Annotated in this window: 16 protein-coding genes; 6 read left to right on the top strand and 10 right to left on the bottom strand. The window is 44.8% G+C overall.

Annotated features, from left to right (window positions below; translation table 11 throughout):
* Positions 1–46 precede the first annotated feature (46 nt).
* On the top strand, positions 47–265 hold the full coding sequence (locus KQI_RS0103175) for a helix-turn-helix domain-containing protein (protein WP_010345267.1): 219 nt from the start codon (positions 47–49) through the stop codon (positions 263–265).
* Positions 266–661: 396 nt separating this feature from the next.
* Positions 662–1,150, top strand: coding sequence for a hypothetical protein (locus KQI_RS0103170; protein ID WP_010345266.1), 489 nt, complete (start codon positions 662–664; stop codon positions 1,148–1,150).
* Positions 1,151–1,220: 70 nt separating this feature from the next.
* Here the strand turns inward: KQI_RS0103170 and KQI_RS0103165 are convergent, their stop codons facing one another.
* Entirely contained in the window at positions 1,221–1,688 is a 468-nt protein-coding gene (locus KQI_RS0103165) for a bifunctional polynucleotide phosphatase/kinase family protein (RefSeq protein WP_010345265.1), read from the bottom strand.
* 3 nt (positions 1,689–1,691) lie between these two features.
* Positions 1,692–2,429: a tRNA(His) guanylyltransferase Thg1 family protein gene (locus KQI_RS0103160; RefSeq protein ID WP_010345264.1), complete on the bottom strand. Its 738-nt coding sequence runs from the start codon at positions 2,427–2,429 to the stop codon at positions 1,692–1,694.
* 103 nt (positions 2,430–2,532) lie between these two features.
* Here KQI_RS0103160 and KQI_RS0103155 point away from each other — a divergent pair, with 103 nt between their 5' ends.
* Positions 2,533–2,961 carry a DUF4395 domain-containing protein gene (locus tag KQI_RS0103155; RefSeq protein WP_010345263.1) on the top strand — a complete coding sequence of 143 codons (429 nt, stop codon included), beginning with the start codon at positions 2,533–2,535 and terminating at the stop codon, positions 2,959–2,961.
* A gap of 21 nt (positions 2,962–2,982) precedes the next feature.
* Here KQI_RS0103155 and KQI_RS0103150 read toward each other — a convergent pair whose 3' ends face one another.
* On the bottom strand, positions 2,983–3,330 hold the full coding sequence (locus tag KQI_RS0103150) for a Na-translocating system protein MpsC family protein (protein WP_010345262.1): 348 nt from the start codon (positions 3,328–3,330) through the stop codon (positions 2,983–2,985).
* A gap of 386 nt (positions 3,331–3,716) precedes the next feature.
* Here KQI_RS0103150 and KQI_RS0103145 point away from each other — a divergent pair, with 386 nt between their 5' ends.
* A complete protein-coding gene (locus KQI_RS0103145; protein ID WP_010345261.1) occupies positions 3,717–4,919 on the top strand; it encodes a macrolide family glycosyltransferase in 1,203 nt (400 codons plus the stop codon).
* A 141-nt stretch (positions 4,920–5,060) separates the two neighbouring features.
* Here the strand turns inward: KQI_RS0103145 and KQI_RS0103140 are convergent, their stop codons facing one another.
* From KQI_RS0103140 to moaA, 6 genes are all read right to left on the bottom strand, one after another.
* Entirely contained in the window at positions 5,061–6,596 is a 1,536-nt protein-coding gene (locus KQI_RS0103140) for a right-handed parallel beta-helix repeat-containing protein (RefSeq protein WP_010345260.1), read from the bottom strand.
* 479 nt (positions 6,597–7,075) lie between these two features.
* Entirely contained in the window at positions 7,076–8,155 is a 1,080-nt protein-coding gene (locus KQI_RS0103135; protein ID WP_010345259.1) for a thiazole biosynthesis adenylyltransferase ThiF, read from the bottom strand.
* A 93-nt stretch (positions 8,156–8,248) separates the two neighbouring features.
* On the bottom strand, positions 8,249–8,953 hold the full coding sequence (locus tag KQI_RS0103130) for a molybdenum cofactor biosynthesis protein MoaE (protein WP_010345258.1): 705 nt from the start codon (positions 8,951–8,953) through the stop codon (positions 8,249–8,251).
* 58 nt (positions 8,954–9,011) lie between these two features.
* Entirely contained in the window at positions 9,012–9,260 is a 249-nt protein-coding gene (locus tag KQI_RS0103125) for a MoaD/ThiS family protein (protein ID WP_010345256.1), read from the bottom strand.
* Between the two features lie 137 nt (positions 9,261–9,397).
* A complete protein-coding gene (fdhD, locus tag KQI_RS0103120) occupies positions 9,398–10,210 on the bottom strand; it encodes a formate dehydrogenase accessory sulfurtransferase FdhD (RefSeq protein WP_010345255.1) in 813 nt (270 codons plus the stop codon).
* Between the two features lie 39 nt (positions 10,211–10,249).
* A complete protein-coding gene (gene moaA / locus KQI_RS0103115) occupies positions 10,250–11,263 on the bottom strand; it encodes a GTP 3',8-cyclase MoaA (protein ID WP_010345254.1) in 1,014 nt (337 codons plus the stop codon).
* 666 nt (positions 11,264–11,929) lie between these two features.
* Between moaA and fdhF the strand changes: the two genes are divergently transcribed.
* On the top strand, positions 11,930–14,872 hold the full coding sequence (fdhF, locus tag KQI_RS0103110) for a formate dehydrogenase subunit alpha (RefSeq protein ID WP_010345253.1): 2,943 nt from the start codon (positions 11,930–11,932) through the stop codon (positions 14,870–14,872).
* 13 nt (positions 14,873–14,885) lie between these two features.
* Entirely contained in the window at positions 14,886–15,368 is a 483-nt protein-coding gene (locus KQI_RS0103105) for a helical membrane plugin domain-containing protein (RefSeq protein WP_010345252.1), read from the top strand.
* A 751-nt stretch (positions 15,369–16,119) separates the two neighbouring features.
* Here KQI_RS0103105 and KQI_RS0103100 read toward each other — a convergent pair.
* Positions 16,120–17,298 carry an RCC1 domain-containing protein gene (locus tag KQI_RS0103100; protein ID WP_029390009.1) on the bottom strand — a complete coding sequence of 393 codons (1,179 nt, stop codon included), beginning with the start codon at positions 17,296–17,298 and terminating at the stop codon, positions 16,120–16,122.
* Positions 17,299–17,408: the final 110 nt, after the last annotated feature.

The following is a 17,408-nucleotide window of genomic DNA, read 5'->3' as shown; positions in this document are numbered from 1 at the left end:
TAACCCTATGGTCATATTTTGTCAACAATACATGGAGGCACTCTGAATGTTAAAACTCAGAATCAAGCTAAAAGAAGTACTCAAAGAAAAGGGCATAACTCAAAAACAATTAGAAGAACTATCAGGTGTGTCACAAGCAAGAATTTCTAAACTAAGTAGTGGCGATCGACAAGAAGTAAACCTGCTGATGCTTGAGAAAATTGCTCATGCCCTAGATATCAAAGACATATCCGTTTTGTTGCAGTTTGAGGAAGAGAAGAACTGATTATTGTACACTCGGTGTACCCTAAAGTTCAGCACTCACGAAGCCTGTATAATATTGGGCTTCTCCTTTCCATTTAAAACAACTTCTTCCATACATACCCCTTACACTTTATCCTCCTACATCTACTTTTCTATTTTCGAACATGACAAATAAAGGCTCGCCTCACTTTAATAGTAAGGCGAGCCTTTCAAGTTTCAATCTGCATTACCCTAGTAGCCTCTCATAGTGGCATATTTTTAAAAAGCAGGTCTATTAATTTAATTTCGACACTAATTTACCATAAAAACCCTACCATTCTCTTATTTATACGATATAATAAAATAATATGGATAGTTCTTTTTGACTATAAATCACATCGAATTACCCATAAACATACATAGAAAAAGGGGAATACAGATGAAAAAACTTAGCGTATTTATGTTGGTATTGTGTTGCTTTTCGATTTTGGCAGCCTGCTCTACCGATCCGATTAAAAAGGATTTAATTACGTATGTCAATGATGGAGTTCTTCCTTTGGCACAAGATGAAAAAGCAATAACTGAAAAGTATGAATCCGTGACCGGAGATAAATACACAGATGATGTAACACTATATAATACTTTACGAGATGATATTATCCCTGAATACACCAAATATCTTGATAAATTAGAAGCCGTAAAAACAGAAACTCCTGAGGTACGAGCTGTCCACGAAACCTACATCAAGGCCGTTAGCACTCAAAAGGAGGCCTTCATTACGATGATCGATGCGTTGGAAAAGCAGGATCTGAACTTAGTCAATGAAAGTAATACCAAGCTCAGCGAGGGTAAAAAGCTATTCAGAGATTTTGGTGAACAGCTTAACACACTTGCCAAAGAGCATGATGTGACGATGAATAAGAAATAAATTTTAAAGCTCCCGTCTGGGGAGCTTTTTCTATATCCCTAGGAATACTCAAAGCAAATTACCGCTTTACTTAAGTATCTCCCCCCTGTATTGTATGATTTTCCGGCAGCTTTTTGATCTGAAACGCTCCTTCACTGGAGATTACGCTGTAGAGTTCATCAAATCCTTCTTCGTAGCTGGGGATCTCTAGTTTACTCATTACGCTTTTAATACCGATTTCAGGAATATGCTCTTTGCCTGTGCGCTCCTCATTACGCTTGATGGATTCTATAAAATTGGGTTCAAAGTAGTAACCAATAATCTTGAACCCCTTATTTTTACAAGCATCTATATATTTCTTCCGTTCCACGACTGTTGGATTCGTATTGTCTACAACAAAGCGCTGCATTGTTTCGATGGAGGCTTGAAGGTAAATATTTTCCTTATTCCGTGTTTTAAGCATATCGAGATTTATCCGCATATGTGTATTGAAGTAATGTTCTTTATAAAATGTCGACTTGCCCGAAGCCTGAATTCCGATAAAAATGACACACTCCAAATCTCACACATCCTTATCTAGATATACATATTGGTTAATATAATCTCTGTTTTGCGAAAAAACGGGTGTCTCATGATCAACATCCCACTTACTTCTAACGGCTTCACCTTTATGATATTGTTGTTTGGTAATACAAATGCCCCGCTTTTGCCAGACCGGAAGGTCGTTCCAGTTTAATCCTTTTTCCCTAAACAGCTTATCCTGCAGCTGATTCCCATTTAATCCCTCAAGTTCCGAGTGCCTAAAATGGGCTTGGGCCACCATAGAAATACTGTTTTTAGTAGCGTCTTGTTGTCTCCACAGAAAGTAGTTTGTAACCTCATCGTGGGGCAAAATCCATGCTCTTGCATCAAAAATAGCTAAAGGCTTATCAGGGTAAACTTTTTGGATTTCCTCATTAAATTTGGCTGTAGCGAGAGAGGCAGATATGGACACCATCTTTTGAAGATTATTTTCAAACCAGGACTGTGTCGTTAATTTGTCATAATTCGTAAGAAGCAGGGAGATTTCATCACTCTGATGATACACTAGTTTACATCCCATAATGTTCTGAGCCAGATATTTGCATGTCTCCCATAATGCCAAAATTAGATTCTCATCAAAAGGCTTTGTCATTCCACGTGTAAAGGTATGAAAATGAGCACCGTCGATCCTGATAATTACGGGTAGACGGCGTGGCAGACTTAATCTGTAGGCATTCTCATAGTCTTTCATTCTATTGCCAAAATCATCTTTTTTCATAATCTATGTAGACTCCTCCGTTTTTAAGGTTTCTATTCTTCACAGGTTACGTTATAATAATTTTAAATATTTATTTTATTCCGATAAGAAAAGGTTGATATATATGAATCAAGTCACAGCCTCGATTCCACGTCCGTTGGTCAGGGCTAATCAGTGGGTGATTGTGTTGTCTGTAGTTTTCACCTGGATTACAGGAGTATACTGGGTGCTGGCTATTCCGCTTGTAGCGGGGTTGCTCGGCGTCATATTCAATTTCAATCCGGTGATGCGGGTAGCCAAGCTGTTTTTGAAGAAAAGCCCTTCCTCGTATATGCAAGAAGATCGGGGACAGCAAAGATTTAATCAGCTCCTGGCCGTCTTTTTCCTGCTGGTGGCTTGGGTAGGATTTATATTCCAGTGGAGCATTGTCGCGTATGTGTTCTCGGCGATGGTGCTGGTAGCAGCAGTAGTAGCGATTCTAGGTTTTTGTATCGGATGCTTTATTCTCTACCAGTGGTCCCAATATCAATATCGAAGAAAAAATCATGTATAAAAAATCAGCTTCACCCTCGCCCTATTTCGCTGTTATATTGTCCTCAAACACAAAAACGGAGATGGCGATATCCTCTTCCACTTTAATATCTGAAAAGAGATACAGCAGCCGGGAATCCATATAATCCTCCAGTTCTTTATTGAACTGTGCGGGATAGATTTTTTGCACCATCTTGGTCCGGGCTGCATGCACCATCTCTTTCCCGGAAGCCTCTTGCGCCAGAAACCTTTCGGATGGAGTTAAATTACCGTACAGCATCGTGATGGCCATGTTATCTACAAAAGTCGTATGTATGCGTTCTGGGCCTTTCCCAAATAGCTCTTTTCGTACTTTTCGAATAATTTCGTTAAAACCCGTTTCCTTCCTCATAACGCACCGCTCTCCTAAATCTACTAAAATCCTTGTTACTATTTCCATCATAACCGATTCCTTTCATATAAAACAGAGAGCAAGAGAAAGTGATTTTTGGAACATACTTTTGTTACCTATTTTTCATTTTGATAAAAAAAGACTGTAGATGGATAATAGAGTTTTCTGAGTGCTATGATTAAGCTATAGATCTTTTTAAAGCACTACATGCTAATTGCGTATGTGCTAATTAATAATTGGAAATGGTAATATCATGAGGGGGACGTAGCTTAAGCGAAGGCGCAGTGCGTCCTTTTTTATTGAACTAACCGACAGAATATAGGAATAATATGGTGATTAGAGTCTTGAGATTTTTCATAGAACAGAATGCCTAAGGAGTGGTAAAAATGGCGCGTGTTTTATTTATTAATGGTGGAGCAGAGGGACATATCAATCCAACGCTTGGAGTTGTGCAAGAGCTTATTTCGCGTGGCGAAGAGGTAGTGTACTTTTCGATTGAAGCTTTTCGGGAGCGTATTGAGAAGACGGGAGCTTCAGTGCGGACATTTGACGATCAGAAATTTATACAAGCCTTTATCTCAGGTGGAAGAGATTATTTACTTGAAAGAATCAACGGTCTTTTACTTACGGCAGATATCGTCATACCAAGTGTTCTTGAACAGATCAAAGGAGAACATTTTGATTATATTATCCATGATTCCATGTTTGGTTGTGGACGTTTACTGGCTCAAATTCTTAAGCTTCCTGCAATTAACTCTTGTACTTCTTTTGCGCAGACAAAAGCATCATTCGATCAAATGTTGGAGCAATTTTCTATACAAGTTCCTGCAGAAATGGTTAAACCTATAAGCGATAAATTTCAAAGTCTGACGGTAATGGTGAAGGAAAAATATGATGTGGAGATCCATTCTCCTTACGAAGTGTTTTGTAATCCTGCACCACTTACAATCGTTTATACAACAAAGGAGTTTCAACCTAATGGAGAAGCATTCGACCAAACTTATAAATTCGTAGGTCCATCCATCTCTTCACGAACAACTCAAGAAAACTTCGATTTTACTGCAATCAAGGGGAAGAACCCAATTTATATTTCACTGGGTACCGTCTTTAACCAAGCCATTGATTTCTATAAGCTTTGTTTTGAGGCATTGGGGAACACGGATCATACGATTGTTATGTCTATTGGGAATAAAATTCAAATTTCTGATTTAGGGGAAATCCCTAAAAACTTCATCGTAAAAAATTATGTTCCACAAACTGATGTACTGCAAAACACTACATTATTTATTACACATGGTGGGATGAACAGCACCCATGAAGGTCTCTATTACGGGGTGCCGCTAATTGTAATCCCACAGAGCGCGGATCAGCCGATCATTGCGGGGCAAGTCGCCAATATCGGAGCAGGCATCAAATTACAAATGCAAAGCTTGACTGCAAATCAGCTACGTGAAGCTGTAGAGCATGTGTTAAGCCACTCATCTTTCAAGGAAGCTGTTGCAAATATGAGGGAATCGTTTCGAAAATCAGGTGGGTATCAACAAGCTGTTGATGAGATTTTCGAATTTAAAAGTCAAGTTCATATCTAACTATAAAAAAACTACTCCAGTCAGAATATCACGGTACGTAATCCGGAATATTTTGATTCTATACAAGCAACATAGTAAAAACGTACAAACAGTGCGCACCGCATAGTATCGGTACGCACTGTTTTTCATTGAATATGAGGCTTACTCGTAGGCGCCGATGTTCACAGCGGCTCCCTGTACTCTAGGCTTCCCGTCCATATCCAGCGTTCCGATGATGGCACGGTCCGTGTCACCGGCATCGATTGCCGGAGACGAAGACTGAAGATGGAAATCGCCTCCTGCAGCATTCACAAATTTGGGGTCGATAAACAAAGAATGTGCATCGTTGCCGGTCCCCTTTTTATAAGCGGAGAAACCCGTATATTCCTTATTTTTCCATGTCCAGTTGGCTTCCGAGCTGCCGCCCGGAGCGAAATACAAATTATAATCCACAACATTGCCGGAATTTTTGGTGTATTCATTGTAGATCAACACACCCGTGGAGCTGGCTACGAAAATATTGTTCTTGATCACGTTGTTTTGCGTATCGTACTGAACGAAAAGCTGGCCGCTTCCGCCGTCAAACGTATCGTTCTTGTACAGCGTATTGTTCACGATCTTGCAGTTTACCGTTGAGCCGCGCTCATCATCGTAACCACCCAAGGCGATGCCGGTCAGCCGGTTGTTATATATCACGTTGCTGCGGACCGTAATATTGCTGGTGGCTTTGCCGGCATGCTCGGAGGCAATTTCGATGCCGATGTCGTTATTGTAGCTGTAGTTCTGCTCGATAATGCTGTCCTTGCCGCCATCCACATAAATGCCGCCAGCCGAGTTGTCGTCTTTCTTGTAAGATGGGTTATTATTGGAAGAATTATTGTACACCCGGTTGCCCTTCACCAACCCGTTTCGCGCCTGATCGTAAGTGGTATTCGGCGCGGTTCCCTCAAAGCCGATCAGATCAATCCCGATGTTGTCATTATTGTGAATGAGGTTGTCAGTCACCATAAAGCCATCCACATTGCCGTTTAAAACGAGCGATTCACTTGACCCTAGCACGAGATTGTACAGCTCATTGCCGCTGATCGTAAGGTCGTGAATCGAAGCCGGAGCTTTCGTGCCATAAACAGCGATGCCGTGGGCGTCCCGGCCCAGCCGATCTTTGCCGCTCGGGGTGACCGTGTTTTTGATGTCATGGATTTTGTTGTTGGACAGATTAATGAAGCCGCCCGATCCGTGGACATAAATACCTACAGGCACCGCGTTCTTGGAAGCAGTCGTAAAATTGCGGATTTCCAACCCCTGAACGGTAACGTAATCGACATCGGCCAGTTCGATCAGCCCTTGGGTCCCGCTGACCGAAAGTCCGGTGCCGTCAATGGTAGCGGTCTCCGTCCCATAGTTGGTGAACACAATGGGACCCTGCGAAGCGGAGCCGGAGCGGGTAATCTTCAGCTTCTGATTGTACACGCCGCCCCGGACATAAACCGTGCTGCCTGCTGGAGCCACGTCGGCCGCGTACTGAATCGTCTTCCACGGCGCGTCGCTCGTTCCGGCGTTGGAGTCGCTGCCGCTCGTGGCCACGTAATATGCTGCACCAGCCGCAGAGGCTGAGGGGGGCTGTACATTTCCGGCCATTAGACCAAGCCCCAAAACCATGGCTAAACCCGCCAGAAAAATTTTCCCAAATTTCATCATGCTTCCTCATCTCCCCTTGTTTAGTCTTGAAAATTATACCATAAACTCACTAAGCCTGTCCCGCTTGCAAACGGAGGACGGCCTCCACCGTCGGCAGACTCCCGGTGCCTCTAATGCCAAGCGTCGACAGCGCCTCGCACACATTGGCGAATCACGGCATCTCCTCACTGCGCCAGCCTACCTGCGATTTCCCTGGCCGCCGGTGATCTGATGCTCCATACCGACCGCTACCGCCCTATGCTGGCAAATACCCTAGGAACGGCGGTGTTGCCGTATGAAATCCTCAACCTCGCGATCATGACGGAACACCCTGGACACAAAGACTTTATTTTCTCAAGACAAATAAAACGCAGCCCACCTTTTCGGCAGACTGCGTCTGATCTTACTCCAAACCGACTAATCCTTTACCAGCCGATTCGAAAGCATAAGCATAATAAAAGAAAATAGAATGATGGCTGCTACCCAGCTCCAGGACTTGGTCAACCCAAATATTTGTGATAAATAGATCTCGCCTCGGCGATGTCCTTCGTGCCATGAACTAAGACGCGTCCATCTTGAAAAAGAACAATTCGATGCGTCCCGATAACGACGGATACCAAGTATGGATTATGCTCCACCTTGCCCCCCTGACGGGATAACAGGTGAGCCGTTTCATTCAGATCACGTACAGCACCCAGCGCCGGGCGGATTTGAACCGTATCGCGCCCGCACAAGACAGCCGTTTTAGCCTGATGCTCCGCTTGTAAAAAGGGATACACTGGATGCTCGCCACACGTCGGGCAATCGGCTTTTTTCATGGCACTTACATGGATCGCCTGGTGCTGATTGTTCCACAGATCGAAGGAAATCAGCCTGTTCTGCAAAGCTGCATCATCCCCGGTGAGCAGCTTCAATGCCTCGGCGCTTTGGTAAGCCGCCACCATCTGTACAACCGGACTAATCACCCCGACCGTGTCGCAGGTGGCACCACCAAGCGGTACAGCTCCGAGCAGGCAATGCAGACACGGTGTCTGCCCCGGCACGATGGTAAAGGTTGTCCCATAGCTGCCCACACACGCTCCATAAATCCAGGGAATTCGGTGCTTGACTGCGTAATCGTTCATCAGCAGACGTGTATCGAAGTTATCGGTGGCATCTATCATGAGGTCTACCCCTGCCGCGATATCATCGATTTCCTCCAGCGATACATCCCGGACTAGCGCACGGATGTCCACGTCCGAATTGATTTGCTGCAATCGTTTCTGGGCGGCCACCGCCTTGGGCATCTGATTACGGGCATCCGCTTCGTCGTAGAGCTGCTGGCGTTGCAGATTGCTCCAATCTACATAATCACGGTCTACCAGCGTCAGCCGTCCGATGCCCGCTCGCACCAGCATGTCCGCATTGGCCGTACCCAGTGCGCCGGCACCCACCATCAGGACGTGCTTACTGCGGATATTTTGCTGACCTGTCGTTCCAATTTTCGAGAATAATTCTTGTCTGGAATAACGGGCATGAGACGCATGTGTATGTGCTTGTGCATCAACACCCGTTGTCTGGTCCTTGCTTATTTCTGACATCGTTGATTTACGCCCCCATACTTCTTATCCATTGATAGCGACAAATTGATCAGACAAGCTAACATTCCAGATAGCCTCGCCCTCATTCGGAAGCTATTGGGCATTATGAGGGTTCCAGCCACCCAACTGATGTCCCTTCCACTCTGAGCCGTCCTCCCACACTTCCTTTTTCCAAATCGGCACGATTTGCTTTAACCGTTCAATGGCATGGCGGCTGGCTTCGTAGCATGTATCGCGGTGCGCAGCAGAAACAGCAATCACGACACTCGTCTCTCCAATCCTCACCGTGCCAAGCCGATGTGTCATTGCAGTGCGTGTAGATGGCCAACGCTCTGCAATTTCGTCACCAATTTGCTTCATCGTATTCATCGCCATTGGGACATACGCCTCATATTCAAGCAGCACGGTTCGCTGACCCTGCGTGTATTCCCGAGTCGTTCCACTAAAGGTCAGCGAGGCTCCATGAGAAGGTTCTTGTACCTTGGAGGCTACCTCATCGGCATCAATCGGGTCGTATGTGATAGCGAATAACCCACATTTTGAAATAACCGTTTCCATACCGGGTGCCGATTGAAGAAGAGCGATTGCATCAGATGGAAGAATAAGCTCGTCAGGAGAAGCCAGCCTTTTATGGCGGGTAAAAAAAGAGCCCTGGAGCTGTGAAGCTACTTCCGGATATTGCTCATGTAGTCTTTTTCGAATGTCTGCGATCGTCACGATTTCCTGTGAAAGCTCCACTGTAATCACGTCACCAAGTTGCTCCGCCATCGCCGCGGATAGTTGAATACGGTACTGCATATGCATCTGACCCCTTTGTACCTCATCTGTCGAATTTAACCAGCCTGCACTGAAAAATCTAACCTCCTGAAACCGGAGGGATGATCGCAATCTCGTCATGTATACTTACTAGCTCTTCTGGAGCAGCGTAAACTTGATTTTTGGCAACAAAAGCGCTTTGCAGTTGGGCGGCTGCCTCAGGAAAACGCTCAGACAACAAGCCTTTTAATTCAGTAATGGTCATCGCTTCCTGTTCAGTAGGCACCGTGATCATAGGCCCTCCCATATGTTCAGCAAGGCCGGCAAATACTTGAATATGATATTTCATTTAACATGCTCCCCCCTTTCCAGGTACAATGACTGTCCATAGATACACCAAGAAAAACCAACATGAGCAAATACCTCGGAAAAGAGATTTTATTCCATGTTGGCTAACTGTACTGGTGTACATTGCGGATTCTTATATTATATTTTAAATTCAACCAATTCATCAATCCGTTCAGTATGTGTATACACATTTAACGAATGACTCCGTATAAAACCGACTGTAGTAATCCCCAGATCCTCAGCCAATTCAAGCGCAAGCTCTGTGGGAGCTGACTTGGACAAAACGACCTCACAGCCAATCTTCGCGACCTTCAACAAGATTTCAGACGAAATGCGCCCACTGAATACAATGATTTTGTCGTGTAATACAATATCATTTTTCAAGCAATATCCATAAATTTTATCCAGTGCATTGTGACGGCCGATATCCATTCTCGACAGGATAATCCCATTTTTGTCACATAGTGCGGCATTATGAACTCCGCCGGTCTCCTGGAACGTATGTGCCGAGCTTTGCATTAAATCCATCAGGCGGAAGCAGTCGTCAAAGGACAGCATCACATGAGTGTCATTCATTCTTTTGGCTACTTTAGCATCATTCACAAAATAGAAGCTCTGTCTGCTTTTTCCGCAGCAGGAGGTGATATACCGTTTGGAATGAAAATTTTGATAAAACTCGTTCATGCGGCGGGTTTTGATATGAACAAAGCCTTCTTTTTCCTGAACCCACAGATCTTCGATATCATCGTACCGTTGAATGACGCCTTCAGAGGCCAAAAAACCTATCGCCATATCCTCCACATACTCCGGTGTACAAACCATGGTAGCAAATTCCTGCTGATTGATTTTGATAGTCACCGGTTGCTCCGTCACCACAGTGTCTTCAAAACGCTTGACTTGTCCGTCGCAACAACGCAAAATCTCGCGCCGTACCTCAGCCGGCTTTTCCATGTGCTCCACTCCTTTGTTTCTGGCAGGCTGGCTCTCCGGTTACCCGCCAATGTGTGACATTTCAATTTTGGACAATGTTCGCTGCGTATGGGTCAGCCGTTCCTCAGAATAGCGGTCGGTACGCCCTCTCCAAACACGCTCGATGTAAGCCCTAATCTCATCATCGGACTGTTCGGAGCGCAGCATCGTCCGAAGCTCATACCCTTGAGAGGCAAACAGACACGTGTACAAGGAGCCTTCAGCAGAAATTCTCGCTCGTGTACATGTGGAGCAGAAGGCATCCGTAACAGACGAAATAATGCCGATCTCCCCCTCTCTGTCCCGATACCTGTAACGCGTCGCCACCTCACCAGTGTACTGGGGCGGAACAGGCTCCAAGGGCATTTGCTCATGAATGGTATGGAGGATTTGCTGCTTGGAAACGACCTGATCCAATTTCCAGCCGTTTGTGTTGCCTACGTCCATAAATTCAACAAAACGCAAAATATGCTCTTTCTTCTGAAAATAGTCAGCCATAGGCACAATATCCTGATCGTTGAAGCCCTTTTGCACGACCATGTTTATTTTCACCTGCATCCCCGCCTGAGCCGCAGCATCAATACCATCCAGCACGGCCTTTACGCTGCTTTTTCCACCGTTCATTTGGCGGAACCGCTCATCATCAAGCGAATCCAAACTAACCGTTACTCTCTCCAGTCCTGCTTCTCGAAGTTCCGCAGCATATTTAGGCAAAAATACGCCGTTCGTCGTCATTGCAATATCTTCGACTCCTTCGAGTTGGTTTAACGAATGGATGAGTGAGGATAAGTTCTTTCTCAGCAAAGGCTCACCGCCAGTAATACGCAGCTTCGTGACGCCAAGCGAGACAAAAATACGGGAAAGGCGTGTAATTTCCTCAAAGGTCAATATTTTTTCTTTTGGCAAAAACGGATAGTCATGCCCAAAGATTTCTTCCGGCATACAATACCGGCACCGAAAATTACATCTATCTATAACGGATATTCTCAAGTCCCGTAACGGACGATTCCATTGATCGTCGGTGCGGTTGGTCATTACGTTCACCTCAATCTGCCATCGTTATAGACTTCTACAACGGATGCCTTCATTCCAGAAATTTGGGCAACAGCGATCAAGCACCTTGATTTCAGCTTAATAGCCAAAAAACCGGCATCGCAACAACTTCTTCGCTTTTGGAAATCGAAGAATCTGCTAAATGCCGGTTAATTTATCTACATCAGGATTTCACAAATCCTTACATCATGTGATATAGAAAAATCAAACTAACAAGCGCTGCGACAAATAGAATGTACGCGATTCCCCACGTACACTCCATTCACGAATGCTCTGCGGTAGATTACTATTTCTATTGTTAGCAATCCTCGAACGTTTGTCAATGCTTTTTCATTGTTCTCAAACGATAATCATTATCATTTAAAAAATTCAATAGTGTACCGTTGAACTATCTTAAATTTTACGCTATAGTTACACAAGGTGACATGCAGAAAATGACATATCTTAAGGATTATTAGGTAATTGATATACAAGCGGTGCGTGCTGTTTGTTATTAATACATACTCCTATGGTGAATTGGCTTCCAGGACTTAGAGCTTGGTCACTACTCCACCATAAACACAAGTGCTCATGATCAGGCACTTGTGTTTATGGTGGAGTTTTTTTATTTCTAATTTTCAAATTCAAAATCTGAAAGGAGCCTGAACCGTGATTGATAGTACAATCAAAATTACATTAAACGGACAGGAGCTGAAAGCAAGAAGCAGTGCAACAATTCTTGAAATCATTAATGAAAACAACATTGCCCATCCCCAACTGTGTTACGTCCCTGAGGTCGATCCGATCCGCACCTGTGACACCTGTATCGTCGAAGTGGACGGAAAGCTGGTGCGTTCCTGCTCGACACGCGCTTCAAATGGAATGAGTATCCATTTACAATCGGATCGCGCGAAAGCGGCTCAAACAGAGGCCATGGATCGACTGCTGGAAAATCATCTCCTCTACTGTACGGTGTGCGATAACAACAACGGTAATTGTAGATTGCATAATACAGCAGAGCTTATGGAAATTGAACATCAAAAATATCCGTATCGACCAAAAGTCGACCCGACGGAAGTAGATATGTCCCATCCTTTTTACCGCTATGACCCCAATCAATGTATTGCATGCGGTCAGTGCGTAGAAGTATGCCAAAACCTACAGGTTAATGAAACACTGTCCCTTGACTGGGAAGCTGAACGCCCTCGTGTCAAATGGGATGACGGAGTCGCAATTAACGATTCCTCCTGCGTCAGCTGTGGTCAGTGTGTAACGGTCTGCCCATGCAATGCCTTGATGGAGAAATCCATGCTGGGAGAAGCGGGCTTCATGAGTGGCATGGATAAAGACTTATTAAATCCGATGGTGGATCTGATCAAGGAAGTGGAGCCAGGCTATAGCGGGATATTTGCCATTTCCGAGGCGGAAGCAGCAATGCGTGAAACCCGTACGAAAAAAACGAAAACCGTCTGCACATTCTGCGGCGTAGGCTGCAGCTTTGAGGTATGGACCAAAGGCCGCAAAATTTTAAAGGTACAGCCTACCTCGGAGGGAGCTGTCAACGGCATCTCGACATGTGTTAAAGGGAAATTCGGCTGGGATTTTGTGAACAGCGATCAGCGTTTGACCACGCCTTTAATTCGTGAAGGCGATGAATTCGTGGAAGCAACCTGGGAAGAAGCACTAAGCCTGATGGCCAGCAAAATGGGAGCTATTAAAGAAACTTATGGCGGCAAGGCGCTCGGCTTTATTTCCTCGTCCAAATTTACCAATGAAGAAAATTATCTGCTGCAAAAATTGGCACGTCAGGTCTTCCAGACGAATAATGTCGATAACTGCTCACGATACTGCCAATCTCCTGCGTCATGGGGACTGCAATACACCGGAGGCATCGGCGGAGACAGCGGTACGATCAAAGACATTGCTCAAGCAGGCTTGGTTATACTGGTTGGTTGTGCGCCTGGAGAAGGACATCCGGTGCTGGCTACCCGCATCAAACGTGCGCATAAGCTGCACGGACAAAAGCTGATTTCGGTGGATCTGCGCAAGCACGAAATGGCGGATCGCGCAGATCTGTTCATTCGTCCGAAGCAAGGTACGGATTATGTATGGTTATCTGCTGTAGCCAAATATATCATCGACCAAAACTGGCATGCTGCTGGATTCATTGAAGAACATGTCAATTTCTATCCTGAATATTTGAAATTGCTGGAAAACTACACACTGGAATTTGCCGAACAGGAAACGGGCATTTCCAAAGAGACGCTGATTCAGGTGGCAACCATGATTCATGAAGCCGACGGCACTGCCATTTGCTGGGGTATGGGCGTGACACAAAATATCGCAGGCTCTTACACTTCGATTGCGATTGCCAACCTGCTGCTGGTGACCGGAAACTTTATGCGTTCAGGTGCAGGTGCGTACCCGCTTCGCGGACATAACAATGTTCAGGGTGCTGCCGACATGGGCACGATGCCGGACATTTTACCGGGTTACCAGCCCGTGACGAACGATGCTATTCGCGCCAAGTTCGAAGCGGCCTACGGCGTTCAGATTCCGAATCAACGCGGACTGGACAACATTCAAATGCTGGAGGCGATTAAAACTGGTGAGCTTAAAGCGATGTATGTCGCTGGAGAAGAGATGGCATGGGTGGATGCGGACTCCAACCATACCCAGGATATGCTTGCCAATTTGGATTTCCTTGTCGTCCAGGATGTATTCCTAAGCAAGACAGCAGAATTCGCAGATGTCATTTTGCCAGCTGTACCTTCACTGGAAAAAGACGGAACCTTCACCAATACCGAACGTCGTGTACAACGTTTATACGAGGCGCTTCGTCCTGTAGGGGACAGCAAGCCGGATTGGTGGATTTTCAGCCAATTTGCCAAGCATATGGGATTTGATTGGGATTATAGCCATCCAAGTGAAATTTTTGAGGAAATGGCGTCGCTTACCCCTTTCTTCTCCCAATGTAATTATGACGTATTGGAAGGCTGGAACAGCTTCCACTGGGGATCACCGGATGGCAGCAATACACCGCTGCTGCATACCAATGGCTTTCATTTCCCGGATAAAAAGGCTCGTTTGGGGCTTTTCGAATATGTACCCCCGGTACAGTTCCCAATTGAATATGATCTGACCTTGAATAACGGCCGACTGCTTGAGCAATTTCATGAAGGAAATATGACAACCAAATCTGCAGGTATCCAGCTCAAGCTACCCAAAGTATTCGTGGAAGTGTCCCCTGAATTGGCTGAAGAACGCGGAGTCAAGGACGGATCGCTGGTTCGATTGGAATCGCCTTATGGTGCGGTCAAGCTGCGTGTTCTGGTCACTGACCGGGTACAGGGAACCGAAATCTATGTACCCATGCATTCCACCAGCCATGATGGTGCTGTAAACCTGTTAACCGGTGGAGCCTTCGACGTGATTACCCGCACACCGGCCTATAAACAAGCCAAGGTTCGGATGCAAGTTTTGGAGGTAGACGGTCAAAATCCGCTGCCGCGTATCAATCCACGTTACAAAAAACGCCATCCGCAAAATGGGGTTGAAGTGGATCGGAAGTGGAATCGTCCGGGTTACGTCGATTTGGTGGATCAAAAATAAGGAGGTCGGCCCCATGGCTAAACCTATTTCAATTGTAAGAAAACGTGTTTTGACAGAAGAAGAACGACAACAACAATCGCTGGATCAGCTCACTGCTGATCTGGCAGATAACGGGCCCGCATTGCAGAAAACGCTCGAAATTGTACGTGAGCTGCACGACAGCGGTCTTCTCGAAGCAGCACAGTCTATGCTGAAGGCCAAAGAAAGCATCGCCAAAATCGCTATGGGACAAGCGACACGCAAACCTGTAACAAATATCATCAACAACCTGATGGGGGCAGCCGGGATGCTATCCGAAGTAGACCCCGAACTGATGAACAAGCTGACCAGCAGCGTGACTTCAGGCCTGACCGAGGCCGAAGAGCATCTGCAGCAGAACAAAAAAACTCGGCTGCGCGATCTCATGAAGGCGATGAATGATCCGGATGTAAACCGGGCAATGGGCTTTGGCATTCATTTTCTCAAAGGAATGGGAAAAGGGTTGTCCAATAAATAGCTAATACTGTCAGGAGAAAATAAGGTACTAGACTAAGAAATAAAGTTGTAGACTGAGCAAATAAAGTTTTAGACTCGGCGCGGCGATCGGCAGCCGGCTATGTCGACCTGCTGCTGCATGAAGCTTCAACTCACGCCCGCGTGGTCCGTCTGGAAGCTCCGGTTCCGCACGGCCGCATGCCGTGCACCTGGTTCTCCCCGGACGAGCTGGACGCGGCGATTAGCAGCCGGTTACGTCGGCCAGCTGCTCTGCGAAGCTTCACAGTCTAATACTTTATTTTCTCCATACATTTAAGCGAGAAAGATTGAGCTTCGTGTTCTGAAACTCGTATCGTATTCAGATCCATAACAACATAAATAAGCATAACTGTAGTTATGCTTATTTATGTTGAGGTCTATATCCGCAAAAAAAAGCGATAGCCTCCCCACCAAGATGTTGATTGACACAAAATTTCCCTTGTTTTTGACACCGAAGCACCCTGTTTAATTTATTCCTTTAAAGGGACTATCTTTGTGTCACTAGACACATATCCTCATCGATCATATCAATGATGCGACGAAGCGAAGATGCTAGGACATGAACTGATGGAATACTTGAAATTTTCGATCTCTTCCGGCGCATTACTTTCATATTCATCTTTAACTTCGAGATTACTTAGCCAATCCAAATTCTCGACCATATATTTAATTCGTAGAAAAAAGAGAAAAGATGAGCCATTTTAATGACCCATCTCAAAAGTTGTATCACCTTCTTAATCAAAAGGATTTGGAAAATCCGATTTAGTTGCTACTATTTGCTTTTTAACTTTTTTATCAATTCCAAGTTTTCCATTACCATTGCTTCCCCAAGCCCAGAGTGAGCCATCTGATTTTAAAGCGTGTGAATGATCATCTTTGGCTACGATGGCAACAACATCAGTAAGTGGAGAATATGTTGTATCAATGACTTGAACTGGAGTTTTATAAGAAAACTGGCTGGTTCCGTTACCTACTTGGCCGTCACTGTTAACTCCCCAGGCCCATACAGATCCATCTTTTTTCAGAGCCAAAGTTACAGTGGTTCCCACACTTATTTTATCAACATTAGTAATGTTAATAGATACGGGATAGTTTCTCTTAATTGTTGTACCGTCTCCAAGCTTTCCCTGTACATTTCTGCCTGATCCATAAACTTCACCACTATTGGTTACGACATATAATCTCTCTTCTCCGACTGAAAAACTTTTAACATCTTCAATTGGATACGGTACAGGGAAGGTTTGATCTTCATCATTGCCCTGTCCTAAAGAACCTGATGATCCTTGTCCCCATACCCACAAAACATTATCTTCATCTAAAGCAGCGCTGGTAGAATGGCTCGAATCAATAGCTACAATACGACTTAATCCCTGAATTTTAACAGGGACACCTGAAAGAGTCCCACTCCCCTTAGTTCCTATTCCCAGTTGGCCATATAAATTTTTTCCAAACGACCACACTGTTCCGTCATTTTTCAATACGACTGTGAACCCTTTTCCTGCTCTTGCTTCTTTAACATCATCAATTAAATTACTTTTAGTCGGCACTTTTATAATATGAGTTCTCTTTCCCGTCCCCCCTTCTCCGTAATTTGCAAATCCCCAAGACCACAGCGTACCATCATTTTTCACTAAGACCCTATGAGTTCCATTACCAGCATCAATCATGGCTATGTTAGATATGTCAACCTTTAAAGGAGTAGCTGAGTAATCGCCTGCACTAACTCCAAGGTATGAGCCTGTACCTGCTGCATAAAAAGAAGAACCATCCTCCATTGCAAGATAAGTATTACCATTTCCTGCAGCAAGAAGGTTATCATAATTCGAATTTGGAGCAGCACTAGTCACTCCTGAACTTACTCCAACCAGCGTTAGCAGTGATAAAACACTTATTAAAAATCTTTTTCTCAGCATAAGCTTCACACCTTTCATAATATTGTTTTATTGCATAATTTAAATTATAAAACCAGGATTTACAATTATCAATAGTTATACTACAATGTTAAAAGAATTTTCAATTATCA

The sequence above is a fragment of the Paenibacillus peoriae KCTC 3763 genome (assembly GCF_000236805.1).
In the GTDB taxonomy this organism is placed as follows: domain Bacteria; phylum Bacillota; class Bacilli; order Paenibacillales; family Paenibacillaceae; genus Paenibacillus; species Paenibacillus peoriae.
The sequence above is the reverse complement of the archived record's forward strand: the minus strand, read 5'-3'. Positions and strand labels throughout refer to the sequence as shown.

Coding starts and splice junctions, on each gene's coding strand:
- KQI_RS0103175 (WP_010345267.1), top strand. CDS start 47: ATGTTAAAACTCAGAATCAAGCTAAAAGAAGTACTCAAAGAAAAGGGC.
- KQI_RS0103170 (WP_010345266.1), top strand. CDS start 662: ATGAAAAAACTTAGCGTATTTATGTTGGTATTGTGTTGCTTTTCGATT.
- KQI_RS0103160 (WP_010345264.1), bottom strand. CDS start 2,429: ATGAAAAAAGATGATTTTGGCAATAGAATGAAAGACTATGAGAATGCC.
- KQI_RS0103155 (WP_010345263.1), top strand. CDS start 2,533: ATGAATCAAGTCACAGCCTCGATTCCACGTCCGTTGGTCAGGGCTAAT.
- KQI_RS0103150 (WP_010345262.1), bottom strand. CDS start 3,330: ATGAGGAAGGAAACGGGTTTTAACGAAATTATTCGAAAAGTACGAAAA.
- KQI_RS0103145 (WP_010345261.1), top strand. CDS start 3,717: ATGGCGCGTGTTTTATTTATTAATGGTGGAGCAGAGGGACATATCAAT.
- KQI_RS0103140 (WP_010345260.1), bottom strand. CDS start 6,596: ATGATGAAATTTGGGAAAATTTTTCTGGCGGGTTTAGCCATGGTTTTG.
- KQI_RS0103135 (WP_010345259.1), bottom strand. CDS start 8,155: ATGTCAGAAATAAGCAAGGACCAGACAACGGGTGTTGATGCACAAGCA.
- KQI_RS0103130 (WP_010345258.1), bottom strand. CDS start 8,953: ATGCAGTACCGTATTCAACTATCCGCGGCGATGGCGGAGCAACTTGGT.
- KQI_RS0103125 (WP_010345256.1), bottom strand. CDS start 9,260: ATGAAATATCATATTCAAGTATTTGCCGGCCTTGCTGAACATATGGGA.
- fdhD (WP_010345255.1), bottom strand. CDS start 10,210: ATGGAAAAGCCGGCTGAGGTACGGCGCGAGATTTTGCGTTGTTGCGAC.
- moaA (WP_010345254.1), bottom strand. CDS start 11,263: ATGACCAACCGCACCGACGATCAATGGAATCGTCCGTTACGGGACTTG.
- KQI_RS0103105 (WP_010345252.1), top strand. CDS start 14,886: ATGGCTAAACCTATTTCAATTGTAAGAAAACGTGTTTTGACAGAAGAA.
- KQI_RS0103100 (WP_029390009.1), bottom strand. CDS start 17,298: ATGCTGAGAAAAAGATTTTTAATAAGTGTTTTATCACTGCTAACGCTG.